The sequence below is a fragment of the Roseateles sp. genome (assembly GCF_039595595.1).
Classification (GTDB): domain Bacteria; phylum Pseudomonadota; class Gammaproteobacteria; order Burkholderiales; family Burkholderiaceae_C; genus Roseateles.
This window is the reverse complement of the sequence record NZ_JBCNLG010000013.1, coordinates 84204-110916: the sequence shown is the minus strand read 5'-3', so window position 1 is coordinate 110916 and position 26713 is coordinate 84204. Positions and strand designations below refer to the sequence as shown.

At 69.0% G+C, this 26713-nt stretch carries 30 protein-coding genes; 13 read left to right on the top strand and 17 right to left on the bottom strand.

All coding sequences use genetic code 11. From position 1 onward, the window contains the following. Position 1 precedes the first annotated feature (1 nt). From ABDW61_RS16530 to ABDW61_RS16520, 3 genes are read left to right on the top strand one after another with little or no spacing between them, the layout of a single operon-like run. Positions 2-505, top strand: coding sequence for a peptidylprolyl isomerase (locus ABDW61_RS16530; protein WP_343640178.1), 504 nt, complete (start codon positions 2-4; stop codon positions 503-505). Further along, positions 502-1329, top strand: coding sequence for a UDP-2,3-diacylglucosamine diphosphatase (locus tag ABDW61_RS16525; protein ID WP_343640176.1), 828 nt, complete (start codon positions 502-504; stop codon positions 1327-1329). The genes ABDW61_RS16530 and ABDW61_RS16525 overlap by 4 nt, the downstream gene beginning before the upstream one ends. Beyond that, positions 1326-2117: a M90 family metallopeptidase gene (locus ABDW61_RS16520; RefSeq protein ID WP_343640175.1), complete on the top strand. Its 792-nt coding sequence runs from the start codon at positions 1326-1328 to the stop codon at positions 2115-2117. Before ABDW61_RS16525 ends, ABDW61_RS16520 begins: the two co-directional genes overlap by 4 nt. Before the next feature lie 96 nt (positions 2118-2213). On the opposite strand, the gene clpA is transcribed toward ABDW61_RS16520, so the two are convergent. Both clpA and clpS read right to left on the bottom strand, forming a co-directional pair. Then, positions 2214-4538: an ATP-dependent Clp protease ATP-binding subunit ClpA gene (clpA, locus tag ABDW61_RS16515; protein WP_343640174.1), complete on the bottom strand. Its 2325-nt coding sequence runs from the start codon at positions 4536-4538 to the stop codon at positions 2214-2216. Further along, positions 4535-4903 (bottom strand): ATP-dependent Clp protease adapter ClpS, encoded by a 369-nt coding sequence (clpS, locus tag ABDW61_RS16510; protein WP_343640173.1) that lies wholly within the window; start codon positions 4901-4903, stop codon positions 4535-4537. Before clpS ends, clpA begins: the two co-directional genes overlap by 4 nt. Positions 4904-5081: 178 nt before the next feature. On the opposite strand from clpS, the gene ABDW61_RS16505 reads away from it, so the two are divergent. Further along, positions 5082-5363: a cold-shock protein gene (locus tag ABDW61_RS16505; protein WP_343640171.1), complete on the top strand. Its 282-nt coding sequence runs from the start codon at positions 5082-5084 to the stop codon at positions 5361-5363. Between the two features lie 155 nt (positions 5364-5518). Here the strand turns inward: ABDW61_RS16505 and icd are convergent, their stop codons facing one another. From icd to hemN, 3 genes are all read right to left on the bottom strand, one after another. Next, a complete protein-coding gene (gene icd / locus ABDW61_RS16500; RefSeq protein ID WP_099862086.1) occupies positions 5519-6772 on the bottom strand; it encodes an NADP-dependent isocitrate dehydrogenase in 1254 nt (417 codons plus the stop codon). Positions 6773-6879: 107 nt separating this feature from the next. Further along, on the bottom strand, positions 6880-7602 hold the full coding sequence (locus ABDW61_RS16495; protein ID WP_343640168.1) for a sulfite exporter TauE/SafE family protein: 723 nt from the start codon (positions 7600-7602) through the stop codon (positions 6880-6882). A gap of 19 nt (positions 7603-7621) precedes the next feature. Then, complete coding sequence (gene hemN / locus ABDW61_RS16490; protein ID WP_343640167.1) at positions 7622-9073, bottom strand: oxygen-independent coproporphyrinogen III oxidase; 1452 nt, start codon at positions 9071-9073, stop codon at positions 7622-7624. A gap of 108 nt (positions 9074-9181) precedes the next feature. Between hemN and fnr the strand changes: the two genes are divergently transcribed. Next, positions 9182-9928 (top strand): fumarate/nitrate reduction transcriptional regulator Fnr, encoded by a 747-nt coding sequence (gene fnr / locus ABDW61_RS16485; RefSeq protein WP_343640219.1) that lies wholly within the window; start codon positions 9182-9184, stop codon positions 9926-9928. A 7-nt stretch (positions 9929-9935) separates the two neighbouring features. Here fnr and ABDW61_RS16480 read toward each other — a convergent pair whose 3' ends face one another. From ABDW61_RS16480 to ABDW61_RS16445, 8 genes are all read right to left on the bottom strand, one after another. Further along, entirely contained in the window at positions 9936-10214 is a 279-nt protein-coding gene (locus ABDW61_RS16480) for a hypothetical protein (RefSeq protein ID WP_343640165.1), read from the bottom strand. A 31-nt stretch (positions 10215-10245) separates the two neighbouring features. After that, a complete protein-coding gene (gene ccoG / locus ABDW61_RS16475) occupies positions 10246-11664 on the bottom strand; it encodes a cytochrome c oxidase accessory protein CcoG (protein WP_343640164.1) in 1419 nt (472 codons plus the stop codon). Beyond that, a complete protein-coding gene (gene ccoP, locus ABDW61_RS16470) occupies positions 11651-12553 on the bottom strand; it encodes a cytochrome-c oxidase, cbb3-type subunit III (RefSeq protein ID WP_343640163.1) in 903 nt (300 codons plus the stop codon). The genes ccoG and ccoP overlap by 14 nt, the downstream gene beginning before the upstream one ends. Continuing rightward, positions 12546-12722 carry a cbb3-type cytochrome c oxidase subunit 3 gene (locus ABDW61_RS16465; protein WP_343640162.1) on the bottom strand — a complete coding sequence of 59 codons (177 nt, stop codon included), beginning with the start codon at positions 12720-12722 and terminating at the stop codon, positions 12546-12548. Before ABDW61_RS16465 ends, ccoP begins: the two co-directional genes overlap by 8 nt. Positions 12723-12734: 12 nt before the next feature. Beyond that, positions 12735-13361, bottom strand: coding sequence for a cytochrome-c oxidase, cbb3-type subunit II (gene ccoO, locus ABDW61_RS16460; protein WP_343640161.1), 627 nt, complete (start codon positions 13359-13361; stop codon positions 12735-12737). Positions 13362-13386: 25 nt separating this feature from the next. After that, positions 13387-14847 carry a cytochrome-c oxidase, cbb3-type subunit I gene (gene ccoN, locus ABDW61_RS16455; protein ID WP_343640160.1) on the bottom strand — a complete coding sequence of 487 codons (1461 nt, stop codon included), beginning with the start codon at positions 14845-14847 and terminating at the stop codon, positions 13387-13389. 76 nt (positions 14848-14923) lie between these two features. Then, positions 14924-15070, bottom strand: coding sequence for a cbb3-type cytochrome oxidase assembly protein CcoS (gene ccoS / locus ABDW61_RS16450; protein WP_343640159.1), 147 nt, complete (start codon positions 15068-15070; stop codon positions 14924-14926). Positions 15071-15088: 18 nt separating this feature from the next. Beyond that, a complete protein-coding gene (locus tag ABDW61_RS16445) occupies positions 15089-17428 on the bottom strand; it encodes a cation-translocating P-type ATPase (RefSeq protein WP_343640158.1) in 2340 nt (779 codons plus the stop codon). A 35-nt stretch (positions 17429-17463) separates the two neighbouring features. On the opposite strand from ABDW61_RS16445, the gene ABDW61_RS16440 reads away from it, so the two are divergent. Beyond that, positions 17464-17940 carry a DUF192 domain-containing protein gene (locus ABDW61_RS16440; protein WP_343640157.1) on the top strand — a complete coding sequence of 159 codons (477 nt, stop codon included), beginning with the start codon at positions 17464-17466 and terminating at the stop codon, positions 17938-17940. Positions 17941-18044: 104 nt separating this feature from the next. Here the strand turns inward: ABDW61_RS16440 and ABDW61_RS16435 are convergent, their stop codons facing one another. From ABDW61_RS16435 to ABDW61_RS16425, 3 genes are all read right to left on the bottom strand, one after another. Continuing rightward, positions 18045-18629 (bottom strand): Fe-Mn family superoxide dismutase, encoded by a 585-nt coding sequence (locus ABDW61_RS16435; protein ID WP_343640156.1) that lies wholly within the window; start codon positions 18627-18629, stop codon positions 18045-18047. Positions 18630-18744: 115 nt separating this feature from the next. Further along, positions 18745-20052, bottom strand: a complete 1308-nt coding sequence (gene xseA, locus ABDW61_RS16430; RefSeq protein ID WP_343640154.1) for an exodeoxyribonuclease VII large subunit — start codon at positions 20050-20052, stop codon at positions 18745-18747. A 168-nt stretch (positions 20053-20220) separates the two neighbouring features. Beyond that, entirely contained in the window at positions 20221-20451 is a 231-nt protein-coding gene (locus ABDW61_RS16425) for a hypothetical protein (protein ID WP_343640152.1), read from the bottom strand. On the opposite strand from ABDW61_RS16425, the gene ABDW61_RS16420 reads away from it, so the two are divergent. From ABDW61_RS16420 to ABDW61_RS16390, 7 genes are all read left to right on the top strand, one after another. Continuing rightward, the gene (locus ABDW61_RS16420; protein WP_343640150.1) at positions 20438-21136 is read left to right on the top strand and encodes a MotA/TolQ/ExbB proton channel family protein; all 699 of its coding nucleotides are present in this window, start codon (positions 20438-20440) and stop codon (positions 21134-21136) included. The genes ABDW61_RS16425 and ABDW61_RS16420 overlap by 14 nt on opposite strands. Continuing rightward, positions 21133-21546: a biopolymer transporter ExbD gene (locus tag ABDW61_RS16415; protein ID WP_343640148.1), complete on the top strand. Its 414-nt coding sequence runs from the start codon at positions 21133-21135 to the stop codon at positions 21544-21546. Before ABDW61_RS16420 ends, ABDW61_RS16415 begins: the two co-directional genes overlap by 4 nt. 22 nt (positions 21547-21568) lie before the next feature. Then, positions 21569-22624, top strand: a complete 1056-nt coding sequence (gene lpxK, locus ABDW61_RS16410; protein ID WP_343640146.1) for a tetraacyldisaccharide 4'-kinase — start codon at positions 21569-21571, stop codon at positions 22622-22624. Continuing rightward, a complete protein-coding gene (locus ABDW61_RS16405) occupies positions 22605-22808 on the top strand; it encodes a Trm112 family protein (protein ID WP_343640144.1) in 204 nt (67 codons plus the stop codon). Before lpxK ends, ABDW61_RS16405 begins: the two co-directional genes overlap by 20 nt. Next, positions 22805-23563: a 3-deoxy-manno-octulosonate cytidylyltransferase gene (gene kdsB, locus ABDW61_RS16400; protein WP_343640143.1), complete on the top strand. Its 759-nt coding sequence runs from the start codon at positions 22805-22807 to the stop codon at positions 23561-23563. Before ABDW61_RS16405 ends, kdsB begins: the two co-directional genes overlap by 4 nt. Positions 23564-23794: 231 nt before the next feature. After that, the gene (gene adk, locus ABDW61_RS16395; RefSeq protein WP_343640142.1) at positions 23795-24448 is read left to right on the top strand and encodes an adenylate kinase; all 654 of its coding nucleotides are present in this window, start codon (positions 23795-23797) and stop codon (positions 24446-24448) included. A 153-nt stretch (positions 24449-24601) separates the two neighbouring features. Further along, positions 24602-25360, top strand: coding sequence for a 3-hydroxyacyl-CoA dehydrogenase (locus tag ABDW61_RS16390; protein ID WP_343640140.1), 759 nt, complete (start codon positions 24602-24604; stop codon positions 25358-25360). 97 nt (positions 25361-25457) lie between these two features. Here the strand turns inward: ABDW61_RS16390 and ABDW61_RS16385 are convergent, their stop codons facing one another. Then, a complete protein-coding gene (locus ABDW61_RS16385) occupies positions 25458-26708 on the bottom strand; it encodes a hypothetical protein (protein ID WP_343640139.1) in 1251 nt (416 codons plus the stop codon). Positions 26709-26713 lie beyond the last annotated feature (5 nt).

The window sequence follows — 26713 nt, the reverse complement described above, 5'->3', positions numbered from 1 at the left end:
CATGAGCAAGAAAGTCGAACTGCACACCAACCAGGGTCTGATCACGCTGGAGCTGGATGACGCGAAGGCCCCCAAGACCGTCGAGAACTTCCTGGCGTACGTCGCCAAGGGCCACTACGACGGCACGATCTTCCACCGCGTCATCAAGGGCTTCATGGCCCAGGGCGGCGGCTTCGAGGCCGGCATGAAGCAGAAGCCCACCGATGCCCCGATCCAGAACGAGGCCAACAACGGCCTGAAGAACGACAAGTACACGGTCGCGATGGCGCGCACGAACGCGCCGCACTCGGCCAGCGCGCAGTTCTTCATCAACACCGTCGACAACGACTTCCTGAACTTCAAGAGCGAAAGCCCGTCGGGCTGGGGCTACGCGGTGTTCGGCAAGGTCATCGGCGGCCAGGACATCGTCGACAAGATCGAGAAGGTGAAGACCGGCCGCTCCGGTTTCCACGACGACGTGCCGGTGGAGGCCGTCGTCATCGAGCGCGCCGTCGCGGTCGAGTGAGTCCCGGTTCCGCCGCCTTCCCGCTGCCCCGAGCGGCGGTGCCGCTGGCACCGCTGCGCGCGGCGCCCGGCTGGCGGCGGATCGACCTGCTGTCCGACCTGCACCTGTCGCCGGACATGCCGGCGACGCTGGCGCGGTTTCGCGCTCATCTGGCGGCCACGCCCGCCGACGCCGTGTTCCTGCTCGGCGACATCTTCGAGGCCTGGATCGGCGACGACGCGCGCTGGCAGGCCGGCACCTTCGAGCAGTTCGCGCTCGAGGTGCTGCGCGAGACCTCCGCGCGCAAGGCCCTCTTCTTCATGCATGGCAACCGCGACTTCGCGCTCGGCGAGCCGATGGCGGCCGACGCCGGCATGACGCAGCTCGCCGATCCCACGCGGCTGGACGCCTTCGGGCGCTCCTGGCTGCTGAGCCATGGCGACCAGCTCTGCCTGGGGGACGTCGGTTACCTGCGCGCCCGCGCGGTCGTGCGCCGACCCGAGGTGCTGGCGGCGCTGCGCGCGATGCCACTCTTCGCGCGGCGCGCGCTGGCGCGCCATCTGCGCGCGAAGAGCCGCATGCACCAGTCCGATCCATCGACCTGGGCCGATGTCGACGACGGCGCCGCGCGCGCCTGGTTGCGCGCCTCCGGCTGCGACACGCTGATCCACGGGCACACGCACCGGCCGGCGACGCACGACCTCGGCGGCGGCCTGACCCGTGCCGTGCTGTCCGACTGGGACTACGACCACGGGCCTGGCCGCGGCGACGTGCTGATCCTCGAGGCCGACGGCTTGCGCCGGATCGCCCCGATGACGGCGCCGACGGACGCCGCGCACGCATGATCGGCGGCCTCTTCCAGCGCTGGCGCGAACGCCGCGAGCGCAAGCTGCTCGAGGCCTTCGCGATTCCCGAGCCGCTGTGGCAGCTGACGCTGACGCGATACCCCTTCATCGCGCGCCGCAGCGAGGCGGACCGCGCCGAGTTGCGCCGGCTGTGCTCGCTCTTCCTGGCGTCCAAGGAGTTCCATGGCGCGGGCGGCTTCGAGGTCACCGACGAGGTCGCCGTCGCGGTCGCCGCGCAGGCTTGCCTGCCGGTGCTGCGGCTGGGACTCGAGTGGTACGACGGCTTCGTCGGCATCGTGATGCACGAGGGCGAGGTCGTCGCCGCGCGCGAGACGATGGACGAGGACGGCGTGGTCCACGAGTACGACGAGACGCTGGCCGGCGAGGCGATGGAAGGCGGACCGCTGATGCTTGCCTGGAGCGAGATCGCACCCGAGGCGACCGAGCGCGTCGAGGGCCACGACTCCGTCTACAACGTCGTCATCCACGAGTTCGCGCATGTGCTGGACATGCGCGACGGCGAGCCCGATGGCGCGCCGCCGATCGCCGACGCGGCACTGCGTCTGCAGTGGTCGGCGACGATGGAAGCCGAGTGGCAGTGGTTCTGCGACCAGGTCGACGCGGGGGTCGCGACGCTGATCGATCCCTATGGCGCCGAGGCGCCGGAGGAGTTCTTCGCCGTCGCAGTGGAGGCCTTCTTCGTCGCGCCGCGCGAGCTGCTCGCCGAGCAGCCGCGGCTGTACCGGCTCTTCGCGGCGTTCTTTCTGCAGGATCCGGCGCACGCTTGACCCGCGCCGAGCCGCAAGCCCGGCCAGACAACACCCGGCCAGACGGCAGAAAGCCCGCGAGAGCGGGCTTTCGTTCGTCGGGCCAGGCCGGAAGGGTCAGTCGGCGGTCGCCGGCTCTGCCTTGGGCTTGTTGTCCTTCTTCGTCGGCGTGATGTCGAGCTGGACCTCGCCCTTGTCGTCCACGTCCACGCTCAGCCGGCCGCCGTCGACCAGGCGGCCGAACAGCAGCTCGTCCGCCAGCGCGCGCCGGATCGTGTCCTGGATCAGGCGCTGCATCGGACGCGCGCCCATCTGCGGATCGAAGCCCTTGGCCGCCAGATGCTTGCGCAGCGTGTCGCTGAAGGTGACCTCGACCTTCTTCTCGGCCAGCTGGCTCTCGAGCTGCAGCAGGAACTTGTCCACCACCCGCAAGATGATGTCCTCGTTCAGGCCGCCGAAGTTGACGATCGCATCCAGCCGGTTGCGGAACTCAGGCGTGAACAGGCGCTTGATGTCGGCCATCTCGTCGCCCTGCTCGCGCTTGGTCGTGAAGCCGATCGTCGACTTGTTCATCGCCTCCGCGCCCGCGTTCGTGGTCATGATGATGATCACGTTGCGGAAGTCGGCCTTGCGTCCGTTGTTGTCGGTCAGCGTGCCGTGGTCCATCACCTGCAGCAGCACGTTGAAGACGTCCGGATGCGCCTTCTCGATCTCGTCGAGCAGCAGCACCGCGTGCGGCTTCTTCGTGATGGCCTCGGTGAGCAGACCGCCCTGGTCGAAGCCGACATAGCCCGGAGGCGCGCCGATCAGGCGGCTGACCGCGTGGCGCTCCATGTACTCGGACATGTCGAAGCGGATCAGCTCGATGCCCAGGATGTAGGCGAGCTGCTTCGCGACTTCGGTCTTGCCCACGCCGGTCGGACCGCTGAACAGGAACGAGCCGATCGGCTTGTCCGGCTTGCCCAGCCCCGAGCGCGCCATCTTGATGGCCGCGGCCAGCGCGTCGATCGCCGGATCCTGGCCGAAGACCACGCTCTTGAGATCGCGATCCAGGCTCTTGAGCTTGCCGCGATCATCCGACGAGACCGAGGCCGGCGGAATGCGCGCGATCTTGGCGACGATGTCCTCGACCTCGGCGCGGGTGATGGTCTTCTTCTGCTTGCTCTTGGGCAGCACGCGCTGCGCGGCGCCCGCCTCGTCGATGACGTCGATCGCCTTGTCGGGCAGGTGCCGGTCATTGATGTACTTGGCCGACAGCTCCGCCGCCGCCTGCAGCGCGCCCAGCGCGTACTTGACGCTGTGATGCTCCTCGAAGCGCGACTTCAGGCCCTTCAGGATCTCGACGGTCTGGTCCACCGTCGGCTCGACGACGTCGATCTTCTGGAAGCGCCGCGACAGCGCCGCGTCCTTCTCGAAGATGCCGCGGTACTCGCTGAACGTGGTCGCGCCGATGCACTTGAGCTGGCCCGAGGACAGCGCCGGCTTGAGCAGGTTGCTCGCGTCCAGCGTGCCGCCCGAGGCCGCGCCGGCGCCGATCAGCGTGTGGATCTCGTCGATGAACAGGATCGCGCCGGGCTGGTCCTTCAACTGCTTGATCACCGCCTTGAGGCGCTGCTCGAAGTCGCCGCGGTACTTGGTGCCCGCCAGCAGCGCGCCCATGTCCAGCGAATAGACCACCGCCTCGGCCAGCACGTCGGGCACCTGGCCCTCGGTGATGCGCCACGCCAGGCCCTCGGCGATCGCGGTCTTGCCCACCCCGGCTTCACCCACCAGCAGCGGGTTGTTCTTGCGGCGGCGGCACAGCACCTGCACCACGCGCTCGACCTCGAGCTCGCGGCCGATCAGCGGATCGATCTTGCCGTCGCGGGCATGCTGGTTGAGGTTCTGGGTGAACTGCTCGAGCGGGCTGCCCTTGCCGCCGCCCTGCCCCTGGCCGCCTTCGCCCTCTTCGCGCTCCGACTCGGCACCGTTGCCTTCCGGGCCCTTCGGGGGCTCGGGCGGCTCGCTCTTCTTGATGCCGTGGGCGATGAAGTTGACGACGTCCAGCCGCGTCACGCCCTGCTGGTGCAGGTAGTAGACGGCGTGCGAATCCTTTTCGCCGAAGATCGCGACCAGCACGTTCGCGCCGGTCACTTCCTTCTTGCCGTTGCCGGTGGACTGCACATGCATGATCGCGCGCTGGATCACCCGCTGGAATCCCAGCGTGGGCTGCGTGTCGACCTCGTCGGTGCCGCCGACCGTCGGCGTGTTTTCCTTGATGAACTGCGCAAGCGACTTGCGCAGGTCCTCGATATTCGCTGCGCAGGCGCGCAGCACCTCGGCCGCGGACGGGTTGTCCAGCAACGCCATCAGCAGATGTTCCACGGTGATGAATTCGTGGCGCTGCTGGCGCGCTTCGACAAACGCCATGTGCAGGCTGACTTCAAGCTCTTGCGCAATCATGCGGCCTCCATAATGCACTGCAGGGGGTGGCCGGCGCGCCGTGCGGCCGCCGACACCATTTCGACCTTGGTGGCCGCCACGTCCTTGGTGAAAACACCGCAGACGCCGCGGCCCTCGTGATGGATCTTCAACATGATCTGGGTGGCCGTATCCAGGTCATGGCGGAAGTATTCCTGCAAGACCATCACCACGAACTCCATGGGCGTGAAGTCGTCGTTGAGCATCAACACCTGATACAGGCGAGGCGGCTCCGTCTTCTGAGCGACACGCTCCAGCGTGGTGGAGTTCCCTCCATCCTCCGTGCCCGGCGGCGAAGCGCCAGGCGGACCCGCCGGTGGGGGGGACTGTTGGGCAAACAAAGGCATGAGCCGATTCTATAAACAGCGGGAGCACCCTACATGGGGACGGGTCTGGGCCTGTCAATGCCCCGAGTTTGTCACCTTCGCGCCGCAACACCCCGGGGAGTTCCTCAATTGACACTGACTTGACACGGATTTGAGAATCCGCCCCGGTGCGAGAAAGACACCGGGATGGAGAAGAACGATGGCAACAGGCACGGTCAAGTGGTTCAACGATGCCAAGGGGTTTGGCTTTATTGAACCCGAACAAGGCGGAGGGGACGTTTTCGCCCACTTCTCGGCCATTCAGATGGAAGGCTTCCGCACGCTCAAGCAGGGCTCCAGGGTGAGCTACGAGCTGGTCCAGGGTCCCAAAGGCCAACTGGCCCAGGACATCCGTCCGCTGGACGGTGGCGACACGATTCAGCCGGGCGTGGGCATGCCGCTGATCGTGGACGCCCAGGCGGGCCAGCAGGCCGCGGCTTGACGCCCGCCGGCTGATCCGGCTCACGCCCTTCAAGAAGGCCCGCGCAAGCGGGCCTTTCGCATGGGCCCGGCGCGATCCCGGGCCGGAAAAGAAAAACCCCGGCGGAGGAGGCCGGGGTTCTCGGTGTCCGGTGCCGGCTCGAGGCCGGCGCGGGATCACATGTTCTCGATCATCACCTGACCGAAGCCGGAGCACGACACTTGCGTCGCGCCATCCAGCAGGCGGGCGAAGTCGTACGTGACCTTCTTCGACAGGATCGACTTCTCGATCGACGAGATGATCAGGTCGGCCGCTTCGGTCCAGCCCATGTGGCGCAGCATCATTTCAGCCGACAGGATCTCGGAACCCGGGTTCACGTAGTCCTTGCCGGCGTACTTCGGCGCGGTGCCGTGGGTCGCTTCGAACATCGCGACGGAGTCGCTCAGGTTCGCGCCCGGGGCGATGCCGATGCCGCCGACCTGGGCGGCCAGCGCGTCGGAGATGTAGTCGCCGTTCAGGTTCAGCGTCGCGACGACCGAGTACTCGGCCGGGCGCAGCAGGATCTGCTGCAGGAACGCGTCGGCGATGCTGTCCTTGACCACGATGTCCTTGCCGGTCTTCGGGTTCTTGAACTTGCACCACGGGCCGCCGTCGATCAGCTCGGCGCCGAATTCCTTCTGCGCCAGCGCGTAGGCCCAGTCACGGAAGCCACCTTCGGTGAACTTCATGATGTTGCCCTTGTGCACGATCGTGACGCTGGGCTTGTCGTTGTCGATCGCGTACTGGATCGCCTTGCGGACCAGGCGCTCCGTGCCCTCCTTCGACACCGGCTTGACGCCGATGCCCGAGGTTTCCGGGAAGCGGATCTTCTTGACGCCGAATTCCTCCTGCAGGAACTTGATCAGCTTCTTGGCCTTGTCGCTCTGGGCTTCGAATTCGATGCCGGCGTAGATGTCTTCCGAGTTCTCGCGGAAGATGACCATGTCGGTCTTTTCGGGTTCCTTGACCGGCGAGGGCACGCCCTTGAACCAGCGCACCGGGCGCAGGCAGACGTACAGGTCCAGCTCCTGGCGCAGCGCGACGTTCAGCGAGCGGATGCCGCCGCCCACGGGCGTCGTCAGCGGGCCCTTGATCGAGACGACGTAGTCCTTCAGGACCTGCAGCGTCTCCTCCGGCAGCCACACGTCGGGGCCGTAGACCTTCGTCGACTTCTCGCCGGCGTAGATCTCCATCCAGTGGATCTTCTTGGCGCCGCCGTAGGCCTTCGCCACGGCCGCATCCACCACCTTGATCATCACGGGAGTGATGTCGAAGCCGGTGCCATCACCCTCGATGTACGGGATGATCGGGTTGTTGGGAACGTTGAGCGAGAAGTCGGCGTTGACCGTGATCTTCTGCCCGCCCTCGGGCACCTTGATGTGCTGGTACATGGAGTCGTCTCCGCGAATCGCGTAGGTGGGTGGGTAAACCGGAAGCGCCGATTCTATGACAGCGAAACTTTCAATCGGCTGATGCCCCGGCCATGGCCCTGGAGGCTTCAGCCGCAGTACGCGCGGATCTGCGCCCATAGACCGTGACCGAGCGCCCACAGCGCGCCCGCGGCGAGCAGCGCGCCGGACAGGCGGGTCGCGAATCGCACGCCGGCCCTGCCCGCTGCCCCGGCGCTGCCGGCTGCGCCGTTCAATTTGCGCAGCAGCCAGGGACCGGCGAGCAGGCCCGGCGACGAACCGACCGCGAACGCCGCCATCACGCCGCCCCCCTGCCACGGGCCTTCCGCGAGCGCGGCCACCGTCAGCGCCGACTGCAGCAGACCGCAAGGCCAGGCGAGCCAGGCCAGACCCGCGACGCCAGCCGCGGCGCTGCGTGCCGGCGTCAGGGCCACCGCGCCGACGCCCAGGGCAGCCACCGGGATGCCGGCCGCGGCAGGCGCTCTCGCCGTCCACAGACGGGCGACCCAGCGGGGCGCCTCGGCTCGCCAGAGCAGAAAGACACCCAATGCCAGCACGGACAAGTGCAACGCCAGCCAGACAGGCCGGAGCGCTCCCGACGCGAGTTCCCAGCGCAGCAGCCCTCCGACGCCGGCGGCGACCACCGCACCACCGGCGGCGTAACCCAGGATCCGTCCCGCCTGAAAGAGGAGCTCCGCCCCGCGCCGTCCGCCGGTCACGGCGGCGCACGGTGCGACGCACATCGCCGCGCAGTGCAGGCTGCCGGCGATGCCGATCAGGAAGGCTGAGCCGGCCAGCGCGAGCGTCAACATGCCGGATTCCCGTCGAGTCTCACAGGATGCGGGAGAAGCGGATCGGCGTGTCGGCCGCGCCCCCCGCCGCGCCTTGCGGCGCCGCCGCTCCTGCGCCGGACGGCCTGAGATAGCGGTCGAACACCATCGCCACGGCCCGGACGAAGAACCAGCCCATCGGGGTGACCTGGACGGCGCGCGGCTCGATGGTCACGAGGCCATCGGCCTCCATGTGGCGCAGCCTCTCGATCTCCGGCGCGAAGTAGTCGGCCATGACGACCCCATGCGAGCGCTCGATCGGATCGAAGGCCAACCGGCCCTGGCACATCAGCGCCATGATCGCGTCCCGCCGCACGAGGTCGTCCTGATCCAGTGCCAGGCCGCGCTCGACGGGAAGGCGCCCCTCGCGCAGGGCGGCGTAATACTCGGGCAGGGTTTTCACGTTCTGCGCGAACGAGGCCCCCAGCTTGGAGATCGCCGACACGCCCAGCGCCACGAGGTCGCAGTCCGGCTGGGTGCTGTAGCCCTGGAAATTGCGGTGCAACCGCCCTTCCCGCTTCGCGACCGCCAGCGGATCGTCCGCGAGCGCGAAATGGTCCATGCCGATGTAGCTGTAGCCGCGTGCGATGAAGCCAGCGATCGCGCCCGACAGCATGCGCAGCTTGTCCGCGGGCGGCGGCAGCGCGGACGCCTCGATGCGGCGCTGCGGCTTGAAGCGGTGCGGCAGATGGGCGTAGCCGTACAGCGCGATGCGGTCCGGCCGCAGCGTGGCGACCTGTTCGATCGTCCGCGCGAACGAGGCCGGCGTCTGCAACGGCAGGCCGTAGATCAGATCGACATTGATCGACGTGAAACCCTGATCGCGCGAGGCCGCGATCAGCGCGGCGACGCTCTCCAGGCTCTGCTCGCGATGCACGGCGCGCTGCACGCCGGGATCGAAGTCCTGGACGCCGAAGCTCAGGCGATTGAAGCCGAGCCCGCGCAGATGGCGCAGACGCCCGAAGTCGATGGTGCGAGGATCGACCTCGATCGAGATCTCTGCGTCGGCGGCAAGGCGGAAATGCCGATGCAACAGCGCCATCAGCATCGACAGCTCGCGATCGGACAGGAAGGTCGGCGTGCCGCCGCCGAAATGCAGCTGCGACACCAGTGCGCGCGCGCCAAGCCGGCGATGCACCAGGCTCATCTCCACTTCGAGCGCGTCCACATAGGCCGCAGCGCGCTCATGATGGCGGGTGACGACCTTGTTGCAGGCGCAGTAGTAGCAGACCGATTCGCAGAACGGGATGTGGACGTAGACGGACATCGGCTGGGCCGCCGCCGGACCGAAGGCGCGCAACGCCAGCATCTCGCCATGACGCTCGGCATCGAAACCGGCGTGGAAGCGGTCCGCGGTCGGATACGAGGTGTAGCGCGGTCCGGCGATGTCGAACCGGCGCAGCAGATCGGCATCGGGGATGCTGCGGTCCCAGGGGGTCGGGTCAGGGCTCATGGGGCGCGATCCTCACCCTTTGTTGGCAGAGCGTCATTGATTGATGTCATTGCTGGCCTCGATGCCCCGACAAAGAATCCGCCGCTTCCTCGCATGTCCGCCGAACTCATGCCGAGAACGACGAATCCCGCCCCTCTCCCACCGCCGCAGGAAGGCTTCAAGGTCGCCTGCTCGACCTGCGCCCTGCGCCAGGTCTGCCTGCCCACGGGACTGCCGGCCGCCGAGGTCGAACAGCTCGAACGCATGGTCGCCGTACGACGTCCCGTCGCGCGCAACACGGTGCTGTTCAAGGCCGGAGATGCCTTCGAAGCGATCTACCTCGTGCGCACCGGCTTCTTCAAGACCGCCGCGTCGGCCGAGGACGGGCGCGAGCAGGTCACCGGTTTCCAGATGGCCGGCGAGATGCTGGGCATGGATGGCATCTTCAGCGGGGCTCACGCCTGCGGCGCGGTGGCGCTGGAGGACTCCCAGGTCTGCGTCGTGCCGTACGGGCGTCTGGAGGACCTGACGCGCGAGATCGATCGCCTGCGCCGTCAGTTCCTTCGCCTGATGAGCCGGGAGATCGTGCGCGACCAGTCCGTGATGATGCTGCTCGGCGCCATGCGGGCCGAGCAGCGCGTCGCCGCCTTCCTGATCAACCTGATGCGGCGCTTGCGCGCGCGCGGGTTCTCGTCCTCGAGCGTGGTCCTGCGCATGACGCGCGACGAGATCGGCAGCTTCCTCGGTCTCACGCTGGAGACGGTCAGCCGCACCTTCTCGCGCATGCAGGACGATGGACTGCTCGAGGTACGGGCGCGCGAGGTCCGCGTCCTCAAGCCCCGTCTGCTGCTTCAACTGGTGAGGCGCTCGTCCTAGCGCGGCGTCAGGGGGTCTGGCCACCGGTGGCCGCATGGTTGCGCGCCTTCATCGCGGGCGCCATCGCCGGGTCGGACACGTCCTCGGCCGCGAGGCGGGCGCGATCGGAGGCGCCCGTGTCGCTCACCACGGGGTCCGGATGGATCACCGCGAGCATCAAGGTGGCGATCGCCGCCACCACGACGATGCCGGGACCGCCCACCACCAGCCACATCATCGGATGCCGCCACCAGGGCCCGCTGCCGGGGAGCTCGCTGTCCGTGCGGCCGGTTGTCGTTGAACTCATGTCTGCTCCTGTTGAGGCCCGCGACGAGGCGTCATCTCGGCACGATGAAGGTGGATTTCTCAATGAGCTCGCGCGTCGGCGCATGGCCGTCGAACGAGACCCTCCGGATCGAGAAGTGCATCGGATGCGCGCCGCTGCCGAGCCCGCGCGCCGCCTCCGGCGACAGACGCAGCGACACGGTGACCCAGCGCGCCTCGGCGGGCGCCAGGGTCAATTCGCCCCGGGGGACGGCCACGCGCAGGCCGTCCAGTCCACCCGCATCGAGCACGAACCGCTGGCTCGACTCCTCGGCGTTCATGATCTGGAGGCGGTAGACGTTCTCGATCACGCCATCCTCGATCTCACGGGCGAGCGACGCGCGATCACGCACGACGTCCACCTTGAACGGCATCCGGACCGCCAGGCTCCCCACCAGTGCGCCCGACACCGCCAGGAGGATCACCCCGTAGACGAGGACCCTGGGCCGCAGCACGCGCCGCCATTGCCGAGCCGAGGTCCAGTGCTTCTGCATTCCGTTCTGCGTCGCGTAACGGATCAGTCCGCGTTCGTAGCCGAATTTGTCCATCACGTCGTTGCAGACGTCGATGCAGGCGGCGCAGCCGATGCATTCGTATTGCAGGCCCTTGCGGATGTCGATGCCGGTGGGGCAGACCTGCACGCACTGGTGGCAGTCGACGCAGGCGCCGAGGCCCGCCGCCGCCGGGTCCGCCTTCTTCGAACGCGGACCGCGCGGATCCCCGCGCGCGGCGTCGTAGCTGATGATCAACGTGTCCCGGTCGATCATGGCGCTCTGGAAGCGCGCATAGGGACACATGTACTTGCACACCTGTTCGCGGAGGTAGCCGGCGTTGCCGTAGGTCGCCAGCCCATAGAACAGGATCCAGAAGATCTCCCAGCCGCCCAGCGTCCCTTGCGCGGTGCTGGCGGCCAGGGCGCGGATGGGCTCGAAGTAGCCGACGAAACTGAAGCCCGTCCACAGCGACACCGCCAGCCAGGCCGCATGCTTGCCGCCCTTGCGCAGCGCCTTCTCCGCCGTCCAGCCGGACCGGTCGAGCCGCATGCGCGAGGCGCGATCGCCTTCGGTATGGCGCTCGATCCACAGGAAGATCTCGGTGTAGACGGTCTGCGGGCAGGCGTACCCGCACCACAGCCGGCCCGCCACCGCCGTGAAGAAGAACAGCGCGAAGGCGGACACCACCAGCAGCGCGGTCAGGTAGATGAAGTCCTGCGGATACAGGATCAGGTCGAAGATCAGGAAGCGGCGCGCCTCGAGGTCGAACAGCACCGCCTGCCGACCGTTCCAGGACAGCCACGGCAGGCCGTAGAACAGCAGCTGCGTGGCCCACACCAGCACCCAGCGCCACACGGCGAACCAGCCGTGGACGGCGCGGGGATAGATCTTCGCCTCGGATGCGTAGAGCGAGATCGTCTTGAGCTCAGGGCCGCTCATGCGACAGCCCCCAGACATACGCGGCCAGCACGCGGATCTGCTCGGGACTCAGGCGCGAGCCGTGCTCGGGCATGTGGCTGTGCTTGCCGTTGTTGACCATGTTGATGATCGCGCCCTCGCCCCATCCATGCAGCCAGATCCTGTCGGTGAGATTGGGCGCACCGAGCGCCTGGTTGCCCTTGCCGTCCATGCCGTGGCAGGCGGCGCAGGCCGAGAACTTCGACTTGCCGAGCGCCGCCGCCACCGAGTTGTGCGGGCTGCCGGACAGGCTCAGCACGTAGTTGGCGAGGTTGCGCACGTCCTCGCCGTTGCCGACCGCGGCGGCCATCGGCGGCATCGTGCCTTCGCGCCCCTTGGTGATGGTCTCGACGATGGTGTCGCCGCTGCCGCCATACAGCCAGTCGTTGTCGGTGAGGTTGGGAAAGCCCTTCGAGCCCTTGGCATCGGAGCCGTGGCAGGTCGCGCAGTTGTTGGCGAAGAGGCGCTCACCGATCGCGGTCGCCTGGGGGTCGCTTGCCAGCGCCTCCACCGCCTTGCCGTCGAACCTGGCGTAGATCGCCTGCGTCGCCTGGCGCGCCTTGGCCTGCTCGTCCTGGTACTGCGAGACGCTGGTCCACTGCAGCGAGCCGGAGAAGCTGCCAAGGCCCGGATAGAGCGCGAGATAGAGCCCGCCGAAGGCCACCGTCAGCACGAACAGCACCATCCACCAGCGCGGCAGCGGGTTGTTGAGCTCGCGGATGTCCTCGTCCCAGACGTGGCCGGTGGAGTTGTCCTCCGCCATCACCTTGCGCCGGCTGGCGATGATCAGCAGGGCCAGACACAGCGCCAGGCCGAGCACCGTCGCCGCGGCGACGAACAGCGCCCAGCCGTTCGAAACGAAATCACTCATGACGACCTCCTTGGGGCGCCGGCGCCTCGTCCATCAGGACGAGCGCGCCCAGGTCTTCGAAACGTTCGCGGTTGCGGCGGGCGTAGACCCAGGCCACGATCCCCACGAACACGAGCAGCGAGCACACCGTCACCGCGGCGCGAAGGGCGTTCAGATCCATGTCGTGCATGTCGACCTCCGCTCACTTCTTCAGCGCGGTGCCCAGCACCTGCAGGTAGGCGATGACGGCGTCCATCTCGGACCGGCCCTTGACCTCATCGCCGGCGGCGGCGATCTGCGCATCGGTGTAGGGCACGCCGACGGTCCGCAGCGCGCGCATCTTGGGCGCCAGTTCCTTCGGGTCGAGCGTCGCGCCGGCCAGCCACGCGTAGGCGGGCATGTTGGACTCGGGCACGAGGTCGCGCGGGTTGGTCAGGTGCAGGCGATGCCATTCATCGCTGTACTTGCCGCCGACGCGCGCCAGGTCGGGGCCGGTGCGCTTGCTGCCCCATTGGAAGGGATGGTCGTAGACGAACTCGCCGGCGACCGAGTAGTGGCCATAGCGCAGCGTCTCCGCGTGCAACGGCCGGATCATCTGCGAGTGGCAGTTGTAGCAACCCTCACGGATGTAGACGTCGCGGCCGGCGAGCTGCAGCGGCGTGTAGGGCTTCAGGTTCTCGACCGGCTGCGTGGTCGAGCGCTGGAAGAACAGCGGGACGATCTCGACGATGCCGCCGACGATCACCGTCAGCAGCACCAGCACGATCATCAGGAAGTTGCTGGTCTCGATGCGCTCGTGGCCGGCGGCAGGGGCATGGGAGTGGGCCATGACGTGGTTCCTCGGGTCCGTGCGATCAGGCGGCAGCCGCGAGCGCGGCGCCGGGAATGGGATGGCGGGCGGGCTGGCCGGCGCGGACCGTCATCACGACGTTCCAGGCCATCAGGCACATGCCGCTCAGATACAGCAGGCCGCCCATCAGGCGCACGACGTAGAACGGGTAGGTGGCCTTGACGCTTTCGGCGAAGGTCCAGGTCAGCGTGCCGTCCGGGTTCACCGCGCGCCACATCAGGCCTTGCATCACGCCGGCGATCCACATCGCGGCGATGTAGAGCACGATGCCCAGCGTGGCGATCCAGAAGTGCAGTTCGATGGCGCGCTTCGAGTACATCTCGGTGCGGCCGTACATGCGCGGGATCAGGTGGTAGAGCGCGCCCATCGAGATGAAGCCCACCCAGCCGAGCGCGCCGCTGTGGACGTGGCCGATGGTCCAGTCGGTGTAGTGCGACAGGGCGTTGACGGTCTTGATGGACATCATCGGCCCCTCGAAGGTCGACATGCCGTAGAACGACAGCGCCACGATGAGGAACTTCAGGATCGGGTCGTCGCGCAGCTTGTGCCAGGCGCCGCTGAGCGTCATCACCCCGTTGATCATCCCGCCCCAGCTGGGGGCCAGCAGCACCAGCGAGAACAGCATGCCCACGCTCTGCGCCCAGTCGGGCAGCGCGGTGTAGTGCAGGTGGTGGGGACCGGCCCACATGTAGGTGAAGATCAGCGCCCAGAAGTGGACGATCGAGAGCCGGTAGCTGTAGACCGGCCGGTTGGCCTGCTTGGGGATGTAGTAGTACATGAGCCCCAGGAAGCCGGCGGTCAGGAAGAAGCCGACCGCGTTGTGGCCGTACCACCACTGCACCATTGCATCCTGCACGCCTGCGTAGGCCGAGTAGCTCTTGGTCAGGGACACCGGGATCTCGGCGCTGTTGACGATGTGCAGCAGCGCGACCGCGATGATGAAGGCGCCGAAGAACCAGTTGGCCACGTAGATGTGGCGCACGCGGCGGATGCCGATCGTGCCGAAGAAGACGATCGCATAGGCGACCCAGACGACGGCGATCAGGAGGTCGATCGGCCATTCGAGTTCGGCGTACTCCTTGCCGGTGGTCAGGCCCAGCGGCAGCGTGATCGCGGCCAGCACGATCACCAGTTGCCAGCCCCAGAAGGTGAACCACGCGAGCGCCGGGGCGAAGAGCCGGACGTGGCTGGTGCGCTGCACGACGTGGAAGGCGGTGGCCATCAGCACGCAGCCGCCGAAGGCGAAGATCACCGCGTTGGTGTGCAGCGGCCGCAGCCGGCCGTAGCTGAGCCAGGGGATGCCCAGATTCAGTGCCGGCCAGGCGAGCTGCGCGGCGATGACGACGCCGACCAGCATTCCCACCACCCCCCACAGCACCGCGGCCAGCGCGAATGCGCGGACGACACCGTCCTCGTAACTGGGCCCTGTGCCCCCTTCTCCCGTCGACCCTCGTGTGCTTGGCATATCGGCTCCTTGTGGCGCTCGTCGCGCGGATGGCGGCGATTGTTTGGCGGCACACACAGGCGCGTGTTGATGGCGATCAAGCTTGGACGTCGTCCTCGAGGATTCGTTGTCCTTCGCGGTCGAGCGACTCGAGCTGGCCGTCGTTCACGGCCCAGCCGAACACCGCCAGCAGCACCAGCACCAGCACCACCGAGAGCGGAATCAGGAGATAGAGGATGTCCATGCCGCAGGCTCCCGCGCGTCAACGATCCCGATCCGGCGCCGTCTCGCGGCCGAGCCGCGCGGCATTGCCGACCACCAGCAGCGAACTCATCGCCATGCCCAGACCCGCCGCCCAGGGCGGCAGCCAGCCGGCGAGCGCCATCGGCACGCAGACTGCGTTGTAGAGCGCCGACCAGGCGAGGTTCTGGCGCACGACGCGCCGCGTCCGGCGGGCCAGACGCAGCGCGGCGGTGATCGCGTCGAGCCGGTCCGACAGCAGCAGCGCGTCGGCCTGGGCCTTCGCGAGATCGGCGCCCTGCCCCATCGCGATGGACACCTGCGCGCGGGCGAGCACGGGGGCATCGTTGATGCCGTCGCCGATCATCAGCACGCGATGACCTCGCGCCTGCAAGGCGGCGACGTGATCGAGCTTCGCTTCCGGACTCGCGGCAGCGCGCCAACGCAGGCCGCCGGCGCACTCCGCGATCGCGGCGACTCGCGCCGGCGCATCGCCGGACAGCAGGTCGATCTCCATGCCCATCGCGCGCCAGGCGCCCAGCGCGGCGGCTGCGCCCTCGCGCAACGCTTCATCGAAGGTCCAGGCCGCGCGGACCACGCCCTCACAGCTGAGGACGATCTGCGCATCCCCGATGGCGTCGAGCCGCGAAGCCGTCTCCCCGCTTGCCCAGCGCGGCGACCCGAGCCGCCATTCGCGTCCTTCCGCGTCGACCCCTCGCAGACCTCGACCACTGAGTTCCTCGATCGACGTCAAGGCCTCGGCCATCGGTGCGGCGAGCCTTTCCAGCGCAGTCATCAGCGCGCGCGACAACGGATGGCGCGAAGCGCCCGCCAGCGCCTTCGCCGCTGCGGTCGCCCCGGCATCGAGCGTCAGCGGCCACTGGCGCGACATCCGTGGCGCCGGGTCGGTCAGCGTGCCCGTCTTGTCCACGACGATCCGGTCGACCTGCGAGAGCGCCTCGATCGCTTCCAACCTGGCCAACAGCAGTCCGCGCCGCGCGAGCGAGCCCGCGGCGGCCACCCAGGCCGCTGGCGCGGCCAGCGACAGCGCGCAGGGACAGGTCACGATGAGCACCGACACCGCGACCGCCACGGCCTTCGACGGATCGAGCAACTGCCAGACGAGCGCCGCCGCGGCCGCGAGCATCAGCACGGCCGCCAGGAACCACCCGGCGACGCGATCCGCCATGCGCAGCGTCGCCGGCCGGTCCTGGAAGGCCTGCGCCATCAACTGGCCGATGCCGGCGAGCCGGGTGGACTCTCCCGTCCGGACCACGCGCAGCGTCAACACGCCTGCAAGGTTCAGACTGCCGGCGAGCACCTCATCGCCAGGCGCCTTCGACACCGGGCGCGATTCGCCGGTGAGCAGCGATTCATCAACCGCGCCGCGCCCGCCCTCGACGCGGGCATCGGCCGGAATGCGCTGGCCCGCGGCCACCCGCACGAGGTCCCCGGGCGCCAGTTGGCCGGTCTCCACCCATTCCGTCATGCCGCCGGGTCTCAAGCGCTCGACCTTGCCGGGCAACACGTCGGCCGCCTGCTCCAGCGCCTCGGCCGCGCGATGCCGCGCGCGCAGCTCCAGGTATCGCGCCCCCAGCAGGAAGCTGACGAACATCGTGATCGAATCGAAATAGACCTCGTGCCCGAACGGCCCGCCGGGGTCCAGCGTCGCACCGCTGCCGGCGACGAAAGCCACCGCGAGCCCGAGCGCCACCGGCACGTCCATGCCCAGGCGCCGCGTCCTCAGCTGCAGCAGCGCCGCCCGGAAGAAGGGCCCCGCCGAGAGCAGCATCACCGGCAGTGTCAGCACCCATTGACCCCAGCGCAGCAGCGCGGCCTGATCGGGCGGGATCTCGCCTGGCGCGGCCACGTACGAGGGCCAGGCCAGCATCATCACCTGCATCATCAGGAAGCCGGCCGCGAAGCACCGCCACAGCGCCTGACGGTGCTCACGGCGGCGCAGGTCGCGCGCGGGGCCGGCCAGGTCCGGCGCGAAGTCGTAGCCGGCGCCGGCCAGCGAGTGGCGCAGTTCGTCCAGCGTGATCGCGCCTGGCGCCCAGTCCAGGGTCAGGGCTTGCGTCGCCGCATTCACCTGCGCCGAGCGAACGCCCGGCTGCGCTTGCAGCATCGCCTCGATGAGGCCGGCACAGGCCGCGCAGTGCATGCCGGAGAGCTTCAGCCGCGAGCGGCCCAGGCGTGTGCCGTCAGCCGCCGTGCGCCACTCGGTGAACGCGTCCAGGGGCTGAGCCGCGTCACGCGCGGCGGAGCGCGTCAGCGACGCGTCGAGGCCGGGGCGATTGGCGGGAGCGGCATCAGCGCCCGGGGCGCCGGCAGAGGCGATGGCGGCTGGGGCGGGCAACATGGCCGCGATAATCCGCGAAACCTCGAGGTCGCAACATGCTCAATATCAAACGCGCCGCATCGTCCGCCGCCCTGTCGGCCCTCCTGTCGATTTCCGCGATGCTGGCGGCCGCTCCGGCGACGGCCCAGCAGATTCCGCAGACCGGACTGCCGGTCGTCGAACTCGGCGCCGGCATGCACCTGATCCACGCCGAGGTGGCCCGCACCGACGAGCAGCGCGCCATCGGCCTGATGGCCCGCAAGGAGATGGCGCAGAACGCCGGGATGATCTTCGTCTTCGAGCAGCCCGCCCAGCAGTGCTTCTGGATGCGCAACACGCTGATTCCGCTGTCGGCCGCGTTCGTCGCCGACGACGGCACCATCGTCAACATCGTCGAGATGCAGCCGCTGTCCGACACCTCGCACTGCTCGGTCAAGCCGGTGCGCTACGTGCTGGAAATGAACAAGGGCTGGTTCGACAAGCGCGGCCTGAAGGCCGGCGCCAAGCTGCGCGGCGGCCCCTGGCCCAAGTGAGCCGCCGGGTCCGCACGCCCCGGACCCTCCCCTGAAACGGCAACGGCCCGGGATCGCTCCCGGGCCGTTCGTCCTTCAGCGCCCGGATGACGGGCGCCGGGGCCTCAGTTGCCGAAGTTGGCCTGCGCGAAGTCCCAGTTGACCAGGCTCTTCAGAAAGGTCTCGACGAACTTCGGACGCGCGTTGCGGTAGTCGATGTAGTAGGCGTGCTCCCACACGTCGATCGTCAGCAGCGCCTTGTCGGCGGTCGTCAGCGGGGTGCCGGCGGCGCCGGTGTTGACGATGTCGACCGAGCCGTCGGGCTTCTTGACCAGCCAGGTCCAGCCCGAGCCGAAGTTGCCCACCGCGCTCTTCTGGAAGGCTTCCTTGAAGGCGTCGATGCTGCCCCACTTGGCGTTGATCGCGTCCGCCAGCTTGCCGGTGGGCGCGCCGCCGCCGTTGGGCTTCATGCAGCTCCAGAAGAAGGTGTGGTTCCAGATCTGGGCGGCGTTGTTGTAGATGCCGCCGCTGGAGGTCTTGACGATCTCTTCCAGCGTCTTGTTCTCGAACTCGGTGCCCTTCTGCAGGTTGTTCAGGTTGTCCACGTAGGCCTTGTGGTGCTTGCCGTGGTGGTACTCGAAGGTCTCGGCGCTGATGTGCGGCTCCAGCGCCTTCTTGTCATACGGCAGCTCGGGCAGGACGTGTTCCATGAGGGACTCCTAATCGGTTGGTGGTGGGACGGATGTCGCGGGCGATTGTAGGCAGCGAAATCAAGCCCCTGCCGGGAGCACGCGTACCCCGCCGCGCCGGGGCGCCGGGCGCCCCTCAGCCGCCGCCGCGGACCACGCGTCCCACCCGCAGATCGGCCTGGCCGTCGGCGAGCACCGCGCGCAAGTCCTGACCCTCGCGGAGCTGGTCCACCGAACTGAGCGCCCGCCCCTGGCCGTCGTCGAGCCACGCATAGCCGCGCGCCAGCACCTGGCGCGGATCGAGGCCCTGCAATCGTGCCTCCAGCGCCTCCAGCCGATGGGCGGCGCGCTGCGCCTGCTGCGGCAGCGCGCGGTCCAGTCGCTGTCCGAGATGTCCGAGCCGCTGGGCTTCCATCGCCGCGGCGCGAGGCGCCACCTGGCCGAGCCGCTGCTCGAGGAGCCCCAGCCGCTGCGTCTGGAGCCCGATCGCGCGCGGCGCCACCTGGCTCAATCGCTGCGCGAGCAGGTCCAGCCGCCGCCGTTGCCGGGCCAGCGCATCGCCGGGGCGTGCCAGGCGCAGGGCCAGCCGGTCCAGCCGCTGGGCCGCGCCGTCCAGGCGCTGCTCGACGCGGCGCAGCAACTGGCGTTCCAGCGCATCCAGCGTTTCCAGGCACTGCTGGCGGGCCACCGTGGCCAGCTCCGCCGCCGCCGTCGGCGTGGGCGCGCGCAGGTCGGCAGCCAGGTCGGCCAGCGTGATGTCGGTCTCGTGCCCGACGCCGCAGATCACCGGCAGCGCCGACTCGCCGACCGCCTGCACGACCCGCTCGTCATTGAAGGCCCAGAGGTCTTCCAGCGAGCCGCCGCCGCGCACCAGCAGCAGCACCTCGGCGTCCGCGCGCTCGTTGGCGATCGACAGCGCCCGCGCGATCGCCGGCGGCGCGTCGGCGCCCTGGACCAGCGTCGGATAGATGAAGACCCGGGCATGCGGCGCGCGCCGTCTCAAGGCGGTCAGCACGTCGTGGAGCGCGGCGCCGGCGGTCGAGGTGATGACACCGATCCGCCGCGCGTAGGGCGGCGGCAGGCGTTTGCGGCCGGCGTCGAACCACCCCTGCGCCTCCAGGCGCGCCTTCAGGCGCAGGAACTGCTCATAGAGCGCGCCCTCCCCGGAGCGCCGCATCGCCTCGACGATGAACTGCAGTTCGCCGCGCGGGCCGTAGAGGTCCAGCCGGCCGCGCAATTCCACCGTCATGCCGTCCCGGGGGGCGAAATCCACCAGGCTCGCCGCTCGGCGGAACATGGCGCAGCGCAGCATCGCCGGCTGGCCCTCGGCATCCTTCAGGCTGAAGTAGCAATGGCCGCTGGCCGCGCGCGTGAATCCGGAAAGCTCGCCCTGCACCGCCACCACGGGGAAGCGCGACTGCAATGCGTCGGAAAGGGCCGTCAACAGGGCCGCCACCCCCCAGACCATCCGTGGCGATGCGGGTTTCGGGGCGTCAATCATGCGCAAACCCAGCATTGGCGCGGGTCCGGAACTCCACAGCCGCGCCAATGCTGGCTCCGCGGGGCATTCGGGCTGTCATGCCCGCGTCACAGATCGATAAGCGCTTGTTTTTCAAAAGCTTTTTCCTGCCTGTTTTTTGAGCAGCCTAATCCTTCCCGTTTGCCGATGGGCCTTGGCGCGGTTCCACAGGCGGTTGCCCACAAAGTTATCCACAGGTTCGGTGGATGTTTGTAAGGGCTTGTGATGAGGGTCCAAGGTGGGCTGCGCGAGGGCGGCGTGGCGCCATAATGCGCCGCCGGGCCGGAGATGCCCGAACGGAGGGAAAGCCTTGTTTTCGATCATACAAGCCGCCGGCTGGCCGATCTGGCCGCTGCTGCTGTGTTCCGTGGTGGCCCTGGCGCTGATCATCGAGCGCGTCGTCAGCCTGCGGGCCGCCCGGGTGGCGCCGCCCAGCCTGATCGAGGAAGTGCTGGGCGTGACCCAGCTGCAAATCCCAAGCGGCGAAGTCGTCGGCAAGCTGGCCGAGAACTCGCTGCTGGGCCAGGTGCTGGCCGCCGGGCTGCGCGCCTCGCAGGCCGATCCGCGCGCCGGCGAAGCCCGCCTGCGCCAGGCCTTCGAGCTCGCCGGCCGCCATGCGATCCATCAGATGGAGCGCTACCTGAACACGCTGGGCACGATCGCCGCGGCCGCGCCGCTGCTGGGCCTGCTCGGCACCGTGGTCGGCATGATCGAGATCTTCGGCAGCCAGAGCCCGAACGGCAACAACCCGGCGCTGCTGGCGCATGGCATCTCGATCGCGCTGTACAACACCGCGTTCGGCCTGATCGTCGCGATCCCGTCGCTGATGTTCTACCGCTACTTCCGCGGCCGCATCGAGGCCTACGTGGTCGACATGGAGCAGGCCAGCGAGCGCCTGCTGACCCATCTGGCCAACCGCGCGATGCCCGGCACGGGCGCCGCGAACAGCGGCCCGGTCACGGTGCCTCCTCCGGTGGCCGCCCCGGCACAAGGCAAGGCCAAGGCATGAAATTCCGCCGCCGTCAGAGCGAGGAGCCGGAGATCAACCTGATCCCGTTCATCGACGTGCTGCTCGTGGTGCTCATCTTCCTGATGCTGTCCACGACGTACTCGAAGTTCACCGAACTCCAGCTCACGCTGCCCACCGCCGACGCCCAGCAGCTCAAGGACCGGCCGGCGGAGATCATCGTGGCCATCTCGGCCGACGGCCGCTATGCGATCGACCGCAGCGCGGTCGAGGGCCGCAGCGTGGACCTGCTCACCAGCGCGCTGCAGCAGGCGGCGCAGGGCAAGCAGGAGCCGGTGGTGATCATCTCCGCCGACGCGGCGACGCCGCACCAGGCGGTGGTCAACGCGATGGACGCGGCCCGCCGCGCCAATCTCACGCGACTGACCTTCGCGGCCAACAAGCCCCAGTGACGGCCATGGCCCGGGACCGGACATGACCCGGCCGGCCCTGGAGGACCGGCTGCAGCGCGCCTGGCGCGACGACGACCGCCTCGCCCATCTGCTGCGCCCGCTGGCCGCGCTGCACGGGCTCGTGCTGCGGCTGCGCGTGGCGCTCTACCGCCTCGGCTTGAAGAAGAGCGAAGCGCTGCCCGTGCCGGTGATCGTGGTCGGCAACTGGGTGGTGGGCGGCGCCGGCAAGACGCCGACGACACTGGCCGTGCTGGAGACGCTCAAGCGCCAGGGGCTCCGCGCCGGCGTCATCTCACGCGGCTACGGCCGGGCCGACGAGGAGCAGGTCCGCGTCATCGCCGAGGGCGACCGTGCCGAGGACGTGGGTGACGAACCCCTGCTGATCAAGCTGCGCGCCGGCGTGCCGGTGGCCGTGGGCCGCGACCGCATCGCGGCCGCCCGGGCGCTGCTCGAGGCGCGCCCCGACCTGCAGATCCTGGTGTCCGACGACGGGCTGCAGCATTGGCGCCTTCCCCGGCAACTGAGCCTGCTCGTCTTCGATGAACGGGGCCTGGGCAATGGCCGGCTGCTGCCGGCCGGGCCGCTGCGCCAAGCCCGCGCGCTGCCGCCGCCGCCCGGCTCGTCGCCGGACACCCTGGTGCTCTACAGCACTGGCCGGCCCAGCACGGCCCTGCCCGGCTTCGTCGGCACCCGGCACCTGGCCGGCGCGGTCGCGCTGGCCGACTGGTGGCGTGGCGAGCCGGCGCGGCTCGACCGCCTGCATGCGCTGCGCGGCAAGCCGCTGCTCGCCGCGGCGGGCCTGGCGCGACCGCAGCGCTTCTTCGACATGCTCGGCGAACAGGGCCTGAACTTCCGCGCGCTGGCGCTGCCCGATCACGCCACGCTGGACCCGCTGCCCTGGGCCCGCACGGACGAGGTCGTCATCACCGAGAAGGACGCCGTCAAGCTGCGCCCCGAGGCGCTGCAAGGCTGCCGCATCTGGGTGGTGGCGCTAGACTTCCGCCCCGAACCCGCTTTTGAAGAGGCGCTGCAGCGCGAGCTGCGGCGGCTGCTCCCCCATGGACCATCGACTGATTGAGATGCTGGTGTGCCCCGTCTGCAAGGGCCCGCTGGAAGACCGCCGCAATGCCGCGGCGACCGGGCTCCCGGACCGCGAGCTGGTGTGCCCCGCCGACCGGCTGGCCTTCCCGATCCGCGACGGCATCCCGGTGATGCTGGCCAACGAGGCCCGCGCCACCGACGGCGAAGGCGACGCGGCGTGAGCACCGGATTCCACATCGTCATCCCCGCCCGGCTGGCCTCGACACGGCTGCCGAACAAGCCACTGGCCGACATCGCCGGCGCGCCGATGATCGTCCAGGTCGCGCGGCGCGCGGCGCTGGCGGGCGCGGCGCAGGTCGTCGTCGCGACCGACGCGGTGGAAGTGCGCAGCGCCTGTGACGCCCATGGCATCCGCGCGCTGATGACCCGCGCCGACCACGCCAGCGGCAGCGACCGGCTGGCGGAGGCGGTCGAGCTGCTCGGGTTGCCCGACGACGCGCTCGTCGTCAACGTGCAAGGCGACGAACCGCTGATCGCGCCGGAGATGATCCGCGCCTGCGCCGAATTGCTCGCCGCCAAGCCGACATGCGCGATGGCCACTGTCGCTCACGCGATCGATGATGACGCCGAGTTCGCGAACCCGAACGTCGTCAAGCTGGTCACCGACGCGCAGGGTCTGGCGCTGTACTTCTCGCGCGCGCCCGTCCCCTGGTGGCGCGACGCCCCTGGCGGCGGCGCCCGCGTCAAGCCCGAGGCGGTGCTTCGTCATGTGGGTCTGTACGCCTACCGGGCCGGTTTCCTGCGGCGCTTCCCGACGCTGGCCGTCTCGCCGCTGGAGCAGATCGAGGCGCTCGAGCAACTGCGCGTGCTCTGGCACGGCGAGCGCATCGCCGTGCATGTCAGCGCGGAGCGTCCGGGCCCGGGCGTCGACACGCCCGAGGACCTCGAGCGGGTGCGCCGGCTGATGGGTCACTGACGGTCCGCGCCGGGCCGTGGCGATCGGTCCGCGGTTCGGCACCGATTCGCGCCCGGGCCGTTGCCATCGGGGTTCCCGGCCGGCACAGGCACATGGCCCGACAGGGTTACACCTCAATTCATTCCGCCGCCGCGTCAGCAGACCGTAGGCCAGCGCGTGCTATCCTCGCCCGCAGTTTTCGAGGGCGCGTCGACCCGTGCGGCGCGCCCTCTCCACGTATCGAGGAGACCCATGCGACTGATTCTTCTGGGCGCGCCCGGCGCCGGCAAAGGCACCCAAGCCGCCTTCATTTGCCAAAAGTTCGGCATTCCGCAGATCTCCACCGGGGACATGCTGCGCGCCGCCGTCAAGGCCGGCACCGAACTGGGTGTCGCCGCGAAACAGGTGATGGACGCGGGCGGCCTCGTCAGCGACGACATCATCATCGGCCTGGTCAAGGAACGCATCGCGCAGCCGGATTGCGCCAACGGCTTCCTCTTCGATGGTTTCCCCCGCACGATCCCGCAGGCCGACGCGATGAAGGCGGCGGGCGTGAAGCTGGATTTCGTGCTCGAGATCGATGTCCCTGACGCCGCCATCATCGAGCGCATGAGCGGCCGCCGCGTGCACGTCGGCTCCGGCCGCACGTACCACACCAAGTTCAATCCGCCCAAGGTCGCCGGCAAGGACGACGTCACCGGCGAGGACCTGATCCAGCGCGAAGACGACAAGGAAGAGACCGTGCGCAAGCGGCTCGAGGTCTATCAGTCGCAGACCCGTCCGCTGGTCGATTACTACTCGAGCTGGGCCGCCTCCGGCGATACGCAGGCGCCGCAGTACCGCCGCATCGAGGGCATCGGCACGGTCGACGAGATCACCGCGCGCGCCCTCGCCGCGCTGAGCTGAACGGCAACGCCCGATCGCCGCGGCGATCCAGCCAGGCGATTGAACAAGGCGGCCCGCGAGGCCGCCATTTTTTCCTCGACAATTGACGTTTACGTCAACGGCAACCCGCCGTCGACATCGACAACTCACGGACAACGTGGAAGGAGACATCCCATGGACATCGCGAACAAGGTCTTCATCGTCACCGGCGGCGCGTCGGGCCTGGGCGAAGGCACGGCCCGCATGCTGGCGCGCGAGGGCGCGACGGTGGTGATCGCCGATCTGCAGGCCGAGCGCGGCGAAGCGCTCGCCAAGGAGCTGGGCGGCACGTTCATCAAGTGCGACGTCAGCCAGGAAACCGACGCGCAGGCGGCAGTGGCCGTGGCGGTGTCGATGGGCAAGCTGATGGGCCTGGTGAACTGCGCGGGCATCGCGCCCGCGGCCAAGACCGTCGGCAAGGACGGCGCGCATCCGCTGGCCACCTTCTCGAAGGTGATCACGGTCAACCTCATCGGCAGCTTCAACATGATTCGCCTGGCCGCCGAGGCCATGAGCAAGAACGAGCCCGAAGCCACCGGCGAGCGCGGCGTGATGATCTCGACCGCCTCCGTGGCCGCCTTCGACGGCCAGATGGGCCAGGCGGCCTACGCGGCCTCCAAGGGCGGCGTGGTCGGCATGACGCTGCCGATCGCGCGCGACCTGGCGCGCAACGGCATCCGCAACATGACGATCGCCCCCGGCATCTTCGGCACGCCGATGCTGTTCGGGATGCCGCAAGAGGTGCAGGACGCGCTGGCCGCGAGCGTCCCCTTCCCCTCGCGCCTGGGCCGCCCGGAGGACTACGCCAAGCTGGTCCATCAGATCATCACCAACGAGATGCTCAATGGCGAGGTGATCCGCCTGGACGGCGCGATCCGCATGGCGCCGAAGTGAACTGAAGCGGGCCCAATGACAAAGGCCTCCCGGCGTGAGCCGGGAGGCCTTTTGCTTGATGGTACGCAGCAGGCTGGCGAACCAGCCCGCCAGGCCCTCAGTTCTTCGCGCTGCGTGCGTAGACGGACCACAGGCCGGCCAGGTCGGCCGAGCCGTCGGTGCCCTTCACGGTGCGCCAGGTGGCTTGCGCCTTGGCCTTGTCGCCACCCAGGAACTGCGCCAGGCCCAGGTAGAGCTTGGCGTCGTCCGGACGCTTCAGGTTGCCCTTGGCGATGCCTTCCTCGATCAGCTTGACGCCGGCGGCAGCCTGACCGCGCTGCACCTGGGCGAAGCCGACCTTCACCAGCTCGTCGCCCTCGCGGGCACTGCGCGCGGCTTGTTCGGCGGCGGCCGCGCCGGCCTTCGCCTCGGCGATGCGCTTGTCCAGCAGATCGGCCAGGCGCTTCGGACGGCCGTTGTCATCGGTCGGCTTCAGGACGCCAGCGGCGAAGCCCTTGTCCAGGACCTTCTTGCCTTCGTCCGGATAGCCGGCCGCGCCAGCCAGCTGCGCCAGTTCCATGTAGTCGTTGGCGCCTTGCATGTTGTCGGTCACCAGCTTCAGGCGCAGCACGTCGACCTGATAGCGGCCGGCGGCAAAGCCCTTCTTGCTCTGCAGCGTGCCCAGCGACTGCGCCCACAGCTTCTGCGTCGGGTAGTAGTTCAGCAGCTTCTGGATCAGCGCCGACTCGGTCGCGCCGTCACCCTTCTTGTTGGCGGCCCACAGCGCGGTGTTGAGCTTCTCCTGCGAGGGCGCACGGCCGGCCTTCTCGTCGGCGGCGATCTCGGCCATCGTGTCCTTCAGGACCGTCGACACGTCGCCCGAGCGCAGTTGCGCAGCGCTCTGGATCTGCTTCATCGTCGGGCTGTTGCCGCCCGCCGCGTTGTACTTGTTGACCCACTCCAGCGCCTTGGCGCCGTTGCCCGCGCGCAGGTAGGTGCCGGCGATGGCCTCCATCGTCAGCAGCTTGTTGGCGGCGGGCATCTTGCCGGCGGCGCTGAGCGCGTCGTAGGCCTTGGCCATGCCGTCGGCATCGCCCAGACGGGATGCGGCGGACAGGCGCAGGCCTTCCAGGGTGGCGTTCTCGTCCGCGTTGCGGCCGGGCACGGCTTCGGCTTCGCGGATCTTGGCCATCGCTTCCTGCGCCTTGCCCGCCTTGAGCAGGTCGGACGCGGCCTTGAGCGCGCCGCCGACTTGCGGACGCACCTGCGCGGCGGCCTGGGACAGGACGCTCAGGCTGCCCTCGGGCGTGGTGCCCAGCACCAGCGCGGCGGCGCCGACGGCGGCGGTTGCCAGCAGTTTGAGTTTCATTCGCT

Coding starts and splice junctions, on each gene's coding strand:
- ABDW61_RS16435 (WP_343640156.1), bottom strand. CDS start 18,629: ATGGAACACGTCCTGCCCGAGCTGCCGTATGACAAGAAGGCGCTGGAG.
- ABDW61_RS16385 (WP_343640139.1), bottom strand. CDS start 26,708: ATGAAACTCAAACTGCTGGCAACCGCCGCCGTCGGCGCCGCCGCGCTG.
- ABDW61_RS16425 (WP_343640152.1), bottom strand. CDS start 20,451: ATGATCGAAAACAAGGCTTTCCCTCCGTTCGGGCATCTCCGGCCCGGC.
- icd (WP_099862086.1), bottom strand. CDS start 6,772: ATGTACCAGCACATCAAGGTGCCCGAGGGCGGGCAGAAGATCACGGTC.
- ABDW61_RS16495 (WP_343640168.1), bottom strand. CDS start 7,602: ATGTTGACGCTCGCGCTGGCCGGCTCAGCCTTCCTGATCGGCATCGCC.
- ABDW61_RS16440 (WP_343640157.1), top strand. CDS start 17,464: ATGCTCAATATCAAACGCGCCGCATCGTCCGCCGCCCTGTCGGCCCTC.
- ccoO (WP_343640161.1), bottom strand. CDS start 13,361: ATGGCCCACTCCCATGCCCCTGCCGCCGGCCACGAGCGCATCGAGACC.
- clpS (WP_343640173.1), bottom strand. CDS start 4,903: ATGCCTTTGTTTGCCCAACAGTCCCCCCCACCGGCGGGTCCGCCTGGC.
- hemN (WP_343640167.1), bottom strand. CDS start 9,073: ATGAGCCCTGACCCGACCCCCTGGGACCGCAGCATCCCCGATGCCGAT.
- ABDW61_RS16530 (WP_343640178.1), top strand. CDS start 2: ATGAGCAAGAAAGTCGAACTGCACACCAACCAGGGTCTGATCACGCTG.
- ABDW61_RS16415 (WP_343640148.1), top strand. CDS start 21,133: ATGAAATTCCGCCGCCGTCAGAGCGAGGAGCCGGAGATCAACCTGATC.
- ABDW61_RS16505 (WP_343640171.1), top strand. CDS start 5,082: ATGGCAACAGGCACGGTCAAGTGGTTCAACGATGCCAAGGGGTTTGGC.
- adk (WP_343640142.1), top strand. CDS start 23,795: ATGCGACTGATTCTTCTGGGCGCGCCCGGCGCCGGCAAAGGCACCCAA.
- ccoS (WP_343640159.1), bottom strand. CDS start 15,070: ATGGACATCCTCTATCTCCTGATTCCGCTCTCGGTGGTGCTGGTGCTG.
- ABDW61_RS16520 (WP_343640175.1), top strand. CDS start 1,326: ATGATCGGCGGCCTCTTCCAGCGCTGGCGCGAACGCCGCGAGCGCAAG.
- ABDW61_RS16465 (WP_343640162.1), bottom strand. CDS start 12,722: ATGCACGACATGGATCTGAACGCCCTTCGCGCCGCGGTGACGGTGTGC.
- ABDW61_RS16480 (WP_343640165.1), bottom strand. CDS start 10,214: ATGAGTTCAACGACAACCGGCCGCACGGACAGCGAGCTCCCCGGCAGC.
- ABDW61_RS16390 (WP_343640140.1), top strand. CDS start 24,602: ATGGACATCGCGAACAAGGTCTTCATCGTCACCGGCGGCGCGTCGGGC.
- clpA (WP_343640174.1), bottom strand. CDS start 4,538: ATGATTGCGCAAGAGCTTGAAGTCAGCCTGCACATGGCGTTTGTCGAA.
- ccoN (WP_343640160.1), bottom strand. CDS start 14,847: ATGCCAAGCACACGAGGGTCGACGGGAGAAGGGGGCACAGGGCCCAGT.
- ccoG (WP_343640164.1), bottom strand. CDS start 11,664: ATGAGCGGCCCTGAGCTCAAGACGATCTCGCTCTACGCATCCGAGGCG.
- ABDW61_RS16445 (WP_343640158.1), bottom strand. CDS start 17,428: ATGTTGCCCGCCCCAGCCGCCATCGCCTCTGCCGGCGCCCCGGGCGCT.
- ccoP (WP_343640163.1), bottom strand. CDS start 12,553: ATGAGTGATTTCGTTTCGAACGGCTGGGCGCTGTTCGTCGCCGCGGCG.
- ABDW61_RS16405 (WP_343640144.1), top strand. CDS start 22,605: ATGGACCATCGACTGATTGAGATGCTGGTGTGCCCCGTCTGCAAGGGC.
- fnr (WP_343640219.1), top strand. CDS start 9,182: ATGCCGAGAACGACGAATCCCGCCCCTCTCCCACCGCCGCAGGAAGGC.
- lpxK (WP_343640146.1), top strand. CDS start 21,569: ATGACCCGGCCGGCCCTGGAGGACCGGCTGCAGCGCGCCTGGCGCGAC.